This is a genomic window from Pseudolactococcus piscium, from assembly GCF_002441695.1.
GTDB lineage: Bacteria > Bacillota > Bacilli > Lactobacillales > Streptococcaceae > Pseudolactococcus > Pseudolactococcus piscium.
In genome coordinates this window covers 1-4141 of record NZ_JXJW01000042.1, presented here as the reverse complement: position 1 = coordinate 4141, position 4141 = coordinate 1, and the positions used below count along the sequence as shown (strand labels likewise).

Here is a 4141-nt window from a genome sequence, read left to right as displayed (position 1 = left end):
ATTAATCCCATGATAGACTACTCCTTTCTTATGAGTTCCACTAGTGACTACTGATGACTCATATAAAATCATCACTAGTCATTAGTAGAAAAAATTCTACTAATCTCAACTTAAAACTTCAACTCTATCATATCCATATTACTTTTTAGATACAGGTCACACTGTCTTACCTTTAGTCATCTTTGATCCTTCATTTGCTAACCACGCTTCAAAAAGCACCATGAAACGTTCCTCTTCTTCATCTGTGTATCCTTCAAATACTATTTTATCAATATCTTCTTTGTTAAAATAAAGAACTTGTTCAGGATTTAACCCTACAGGATAAATAGCAGCAGAGTAATCAAACAGTAAGTTTTCTCCATTATTTTCAATCACTGAACCACGGTTTAAAATCATGAGTTTTTGTGTACCTTCTTTTAAGTACACAATAGTACCAATTGGTAAAATTTTTGTTGTCGTCATTTTTTCTCCTAAATTTTATTTTTTGCTAGATTCAGCTAAACGCGAACGATCAGCTCTTTCAATCACGATATCATAATCCTTGTAAATAGGTGATGCAATGGGACTCATTTTTGTTGAAAGATATATAAAGAAAAACACAGCAGATATCACCATCAATAATATACCCTCGCCACCATTATTTAGTTTAAAGTATAGGTATAGTGGCACACCAACTATACCTCCTCCCAAAATATAACCTAGTACTTCATTTAAAAAGCCTATTTTACGAGTCATAACTTTTGGCTTGTAAACCTTTAAAGAAAACTGATTTTTCGGCGATATAACATGTTTGGGTATTTTTTTTCAAGCGATCTTAAATAGATCCTACAAAATAATAATGTAACAGCTAGAACAATTAACAACAATAACAGTTTAATCGCTAAAGAATAACTGACGCCCAAATTTTGAAATAGGTACTTTCCAAAATTATAGATCAAAGCAGCGAGAGGTTGTGTTATAAGTACCATAGAAAGCGTACCAACTGTTTTTTTATTTTCTACTTCAAAGTATGAGGCTTCTTGTTGATCAATTAGATAGGCATCCAAAGTCACTTTTTCTATTGCTTTCGGAAGGCTAAATAGAGACTTACTATATATTGTATTAACTAAATAAATTCTTTCATTATCGTAAAGAAGGATAAAACTATAAATTGAAGAAACCTTCATATCAGGCATGTTTTTTCTTCCCCCCAGCCATTTCTCCTACATTCATAATCATTTCAGTACTACTTATTTGAGTTGACTGATATGATATTCAAAATCTTTATAATTACTTTGTGGAATATATCTAACAAAAATTAAAAAACCAAAAGTTACTATTGATGATATGTATATATAAGCCGACTCTGAACCATTCTGAGTTTTGAGATATAAAATCCCAATTATTGATAGAATTCCTAACATAGTAATAATTAAATAATTTTTTTGACCTTTCGTATATACAGATAGTTGCATATTAAATATCAGGCTTTCATTTTTTTTTTCTAATTTATATTTATCTATTTTAGAAACAACTATAAAAGTAAAAATGGAAATTATGATTGTCAAAATAAATAAAAACAATTTAAACAAAATACGTTCACTTATTGAATTCGTTGTGAAAAATGTCTTCCCAAATCTGTATAATAATCCTACTATAGGTTGAGTAATTAGTACTGCTAAAAAAGGGCCAATTCTAAACTCATTTTCTTCTTTGTCAAAAGTGCTACTTTGACTATCAATTTCTGCTATATTAAATTCAACCACCTCTGGTGAAGTCGCAAAAAGTAAAAAACTTGGTTTAGTATTCAAAGTATCTATCAGATACTTTTTTTGATTCACTTCTAAAATTTTATATCTACCTACGCATGAATTTTTCCAACTAAGCATTTTTTCTTCCCCAATGAAATACAAACTTCAAGGTTTTTTATCCAGAATCTATTGTCTTACCGACAGATTTAACACCATCTTGAAAGCTTATATTTCGCACAAAACTATATTTTTTATGACCAAGTATCCACCAAAAACTTCTTAAAATGATAAATAGTTTCACTGTCATTTTATTATAAAATCCACATTTATCTCAGAAGCTCTAACAAAAAACATCCTGTGTTGATTTAGAAATAATAAGCCTCCAAAATACACAATCAATAAACTTATAAATTGATGCTCTACGACAGCAATACCAAATGGCATAAAAATAAAGATGATAAATTGTAAAACATTATTTATCCAAATTTTTTGTTTCGAAATTTTATCCAATTTTTTTATAAGCAACTTTCTTTCTGATTTCAAGAGTTTTAAATGAATGATATTTTTTTTCTTGAAAAATAAATTCACACTTAAATGGGTGATAAAAGCAAATAAAAGTGAAATTAGAAATAATATAAAATATTTTGATTCGAAAAATGTTGCTGATACGATTTTTAACAGTATGTAAAGAAGGCTAGAAAATGGTAGTGTCATAGCAGAGACACTGAGTATTCCTATACCAAATCCACCTGTTGTGTTAACTTTTTTCAATAATTTATTATACACTGCTTTATCAATTTCATAAACATTTTGCGAAAATTTTTCAGGGAAAATAATATATTTTGAAAAAAATCTGAGTCCGAATCAATTAAATAATACTTCTGATCATCATAAGCTAAACGATATTGGGGTATTTTTGAATATGAAATATTAAGCATATTTTTTCTTACCTCTAGCCATTTTTCCTGCATCTATAATCAGTTCAGTTCTACTTATTTGAGTTGACTAATCTGATATGCTAAATCTTTATAATTAGTTTGCGCAATGTATCTAGAAATAAACATAAAACCAAACGTTATTATTGATGCGATACATAAGAGAATCGCCTCTGTTCCATTTTGACTTTTAAAATATATAACTGCTACTAAAGATAGCAATACTAACAAAGAAATTATGGAGTAATTTTTTTGACCCTTGGTCTTTATGATTAGTTCATGAGTATATGCAATGTTCTCTCTACCTAATGTTTTATCAATTTTATATTTATCTATATGTGAAATAATGATATACATTATCACTGATGATATAACTGATAATATAAACAGAAATGCTTTAAAAATCATTTGTTCGCTAATGGAATAGTTAATAAATAAATTTTTCCCTAGAGTGTAAATCAAAGTAACAAGGGGTTGGGTTATGAGTACAATAGAAAGTGTTCCTATAGATAGCCTACTATCATTTTTATCCAAAGTATAATCATCCAACGCTATTTGAGTCACTTTAAATGTCACTATCCTAGGTGAAGTAGCAAGCAACAATATTTTAGGTTTTGAATGATACGTATCAACTATATATCTTTCTTTATACCTTTCTTTTTTTATTTCAATTATCTTATATCTGCCAAATCTAGAATTATACCACTCAAGCATGTTTTTTCTTGCCCCCATTAAATACAGACTTCAATGACTTCCATCCAGAGTCTATTGCGTTACCAACTGATTTAACACCATCTTGAAACCCAAGAAAGTTTTTATCATAAGCAAACTTAGTGAGTCCCCCAACTGCAATACTCGCACCAATTCCCCAACCAATCGGGTTTGTCGCGATAATTCCTGTCAACCAACCTGCACCGAGTGCAGTTCCCATTGATGTCCCTGCCGCAAAAGTCAACCCTGTTCCCACAGTCCAGACACCAGCACTTGTTACCGCTGTTGTAGCAGCGGTGTGTGTAAATGCCCTACCAACAGTTTCACCATCAGCTCTATTTTGATAATAGTCTAAGCCAAAGCCCAATGCACCTAAACCTGAAATTTTAGCTTTGCCAATACCAAATTCATTAACGGTTACAGATTTTACTCCCTTTTTTAAAAGAGAGTTTGATACAGCATTACCATAGCCAGCAGAGTCCCATCTAATATGCATATTTTTCCAATGACCGTTGCCATCAGAAAAAACACGCATATATGATCCAGAATTTGGCATTGCAGTATCAATTTTTGAAAGTAAGCCAGATACAGCCTCCGACAAACCATCTTGAACTGCACCACTGCCATAATCTAGCAATGTATTCTGTAGCGCTTTTATATTTTTGTTACCGCCACCCTTAAAGTTGCCACTATGATCAAAATTGCCACTACCTATTGCCGAAATGACTGCAGTTAAATTAGAAAGCTCACTTGTAATCCCGCTAA

The 4141-nt window shown here is 30.8% G+C and carries 6 protein-coding genes and 1 pseudogene; all 7 read right to left on the bottom strand.

Annotated elements, in window-relative coordinates:
- Positions 1-156 precede the first annotated feature (156 nt).
- Positions 157-462 (bottom strand): DUF4176 domain-containing protein, encoded by a 306-nt coding sequence (locus tag RU86_RS11525; RefSeq protein WP_096815420.1) that lies wholly within the window; start codon positions 460-462, stop codon positions 157-159.
- A 15-nt stretch (positions 463-477) separates the two neighbouring features.
- Positions 478-735: a hypothetical protein gene (locus RU86_RS12390; protein ID WP_245810523.1), complete on the bottom strand. Its 258-nt coding sequence runs from the start codon at positions 733-735 to the stop codon at positions 478-480.
- Positions 736-755: 20 nt separating this feature from the next.
- The gene (locus RU86_RS12385; protein ID WP_245810522.1) at positions 756-1175 is read right to left on the bottom strand and encodes a hypothetical protein; all 420 of its coding nucleotides are present in this window, start codon (positions 1173-1175) and stop codon (positions 756-758) included.
- 54 nt (positions 1176-1229) lie between these two features.
- Positions 1230-1868 carry a DUF443 domain-containing protein gene (locus RU86_RS11515; RefSeq protein ID WP_096815419.1) on the bottom strand — a complete coding sequence of 213 codons (639 nt, stop codon included), beginning with the start codon at positions 1866-1868 and terminating at the stop codon, positions 1230-1232.
- A 165-nt stretch (positions 1869-2033) separates the two neighbouring features.
- Positions 2034-2516: a hypothetical protein gene (locus tag RU86_RS11510; protein ID WP_143468131.1), complete on the bottom strand. Its 483-nt coding sequence runs from the start codon at positions 2514-2516 to the stop codon at positions 2034-2036.
- A gap of 206 nt (positions 2517-2722) precedes the next feature.
- On the bottom strand, positions 2723-3397 hold the full coding sequence (locus RU86_RS11500; protein ID WP_096815416.1) for a DUF443 domain-containing protein: 675 nt from the start codon (positions 3395-3397) through the stop codon (positions 2723-2725).
- Positions 3372-4141, bottom strand: a pseudogene (locus RU86_RS12170) (hypothetical protein); the annotation flags it as partial. The pseudogene RU86_RS12170 and the gene RU86_RS11500, both read right to left, overlap by 26 nt.